General features: G+C 57.8%; 1 pseudogene. It reads right to left on the bottom strand.

Going from position 1 to position 2,230, the window contains the following annotated elements:
- Positions 1-2,230: pseudogene (locus LGZ99_RS24150) on the bottom strand (hemagglutinin repeat-containing protein); the annotation flags it as partial.

Here is a 2,230-nt window from a genome sequence, read left to right as displayed (position 1 = left end):
AGAACTAAGGGCGGGGTGTTTATCCCGGCAACCGGTTTCACGGCGGTGGGGGCCTGTTGCACTTGCCCGGTCTGGCGGTCCGCTATTGGGGTACCAGCAGCCTCTGGCCGGGTATGGTCCTGCCAGGCCAGCGTGTTCAGGTCAATCGTTTCTGTCACCGGGCTCCGTTCATAATCGCGCGTATCTTTCCCCTGCGAGGTTTTGGTGCCGCCGATACGGCGTTTTTTCTTTTTAGCGTACCAGCGGGTCTGGCTGCCGGTATCGGTGGTGATACGTTCGCCCTGCGTGGCGATATTGTGCAATTCGCCAATATTGCCCGCCAGCGCACCGCCGGCCACAATTTGGCTGTCGTGATTGGTGACCTGCGCACTGTTGAGCGTCAGATTGCCCCCGGCCAGAATTTTACCGGGGTCACTCTGTTTGACCTGGGTTTCCTTGACGGTGCGGGTGTATTGATATTCGTAAAAGTCATTACTGCGGCTGCCATCCGGCATGATGGCATCGTGCACGCCATATTTGTTGCGGTGGGAGGTGTCCACCTGTGACCAGTCATAGCGGGCAGTCTGTCCGCTCAATACCGCGTCGTGATGCAGCGATTTTTCCGTTTCAACGACCTGGGTGACCAACCCGGCGTTGGTGTTGTTAATCTGGTCAGCCTGAATCTTTAGGTTGCGTCCGGCTTCAATCGTCGCCGCGTGGTTATTGAGCTTACGCGCCTGACCGGTCGCCGTCAGATTGTTATCCAACTGGCCGCCGACGCGCATGTCGCCCACGCTGTAAATCTGCGCATGATGCTGGTTGTTGAGCGTTCCGGTCCCGATATCCAGCCGGTCACGCGCGGCAATAACGGCAGCTTTGCCGTCCTGTGCGGTGTTATTCAACGTGCCCGTCTGGAGGGCAAGCTGGTCCCCGTAAATGCGCCCGGTGCCGGTATTATTCAGCATGTTGGCCGTGAGATGAGTCAGGTCACCGTCAATCAATCCGGTGTTGTTCAGCGTGTTATGGACGTTGACTTGCGTTTGTTTGGCGCTGATTTCGCCTGATGCGGTATTGGTAAGATTTTGTGCGTCAAGATGCAGCGCCTGACCGGCTTTTATCTGGCGGTCATTGAGAATATTGCCGGTCGTTTTCAGGGTCAGGTTGCCATTGGCCGCGGTGTTGCCGGTAGGGTGAAAATCCTCGGTTAACGTGACGGCCATATCGCCCTGCGATAACAGTTGGCCGTCACCACTCAGGGTGTGTGCGTTAATCGTGGCGTGTTCCCCGGCAATCAGGGTGCCTTGCCGGTTGTGAATCACCAGATGCGGTTGCTGAGCCTCACTTTTGACCGTGAGCTGTTTGCCCGCAGAGACCAGCCCCTGGATATTATTTAACGTCTGGCTGATGTTCGCTTGCAGGTGGTGAGCCGCCCGTAAAGCGCCCTGGGTGTTGTCCACCTGTTGGGCGTTCACCGTCAGATTTTGCGCTTCCACCCCGTTATCCGTGTGCGTTGTCTCGCGGTTAATCAGGTGGGCGGTGTTTAGGGTGAGTTGCTGCCCCCCCCGGATCAGGCCGCCGGTGTTGTCGGTTTTTTCCTGCACGTTAAGCGTGGTGTCGCCCACCGCCTGTACCTGACCGTGACGATTGTCGAGCCGTTGGGTTTTCAGGTTGAGCCTGTCTGCCGACAACAATTTGCCGTCCCGGTTATCGGTCTGCGTCTGTCGGGTGTCGATAGCCAACTGTCCGCCCTGAAGGTGGCCCTGACGATTATCCAGTTGGCCGCTGGTCACGGTGGTGATGTCATCACCCAGAATACGCCCCTGCTGGTTATCCAGTAACTGCCCGTCAGTATCCAGCGTCAGGGCGTCTGCGGATTGTAAGGTACCCTCGTGGTTTATCAGTTGCCGGCTGTGAATGTCCAGTCCGCCATTCCCCGCTACCCTGCCGCCGGTGTTATCGATGTCGCCGGTGCGCAGGGTTAAATGCCCGCCACTCAACAACTGGCCCGCTTTTTGGTCGGCATTGCGGGTATTCGTCAGCCAATGGCCGTGGGTATCAATGGCCATCTCGCGACCCGCCTGTAACAGCCCCGCCGTATTATCCAGCTGGCCGCTGGTGACCGTGGTGGCGCCCTCACTCAGAATACGCCCCTGCTGGTTATCCAGTAACTGCCCGTCAGTATCCAGCGTCAGAACGTCTGCGGATTGTAAGGTACCCTCGCGGTTTATCAGTTGCCGGCTGTGAATGTCCA

The organism is Photorhabdus temperata (assembly GCF_025384845.1).
In the GTDB taxonomy this organism is placed as follows: Bacteria; Pseudomonadota; Gammaproteobacteria; order Enterobacterales; family Enterobacteriaceae; genus Photorhabdus; species Photorhabdus temperata.
The sequence above is the reverse complement of the archived record's forward strand: the minus strand, read 5'-3'. Positions and strand labels throughout refer to the sequence as shown.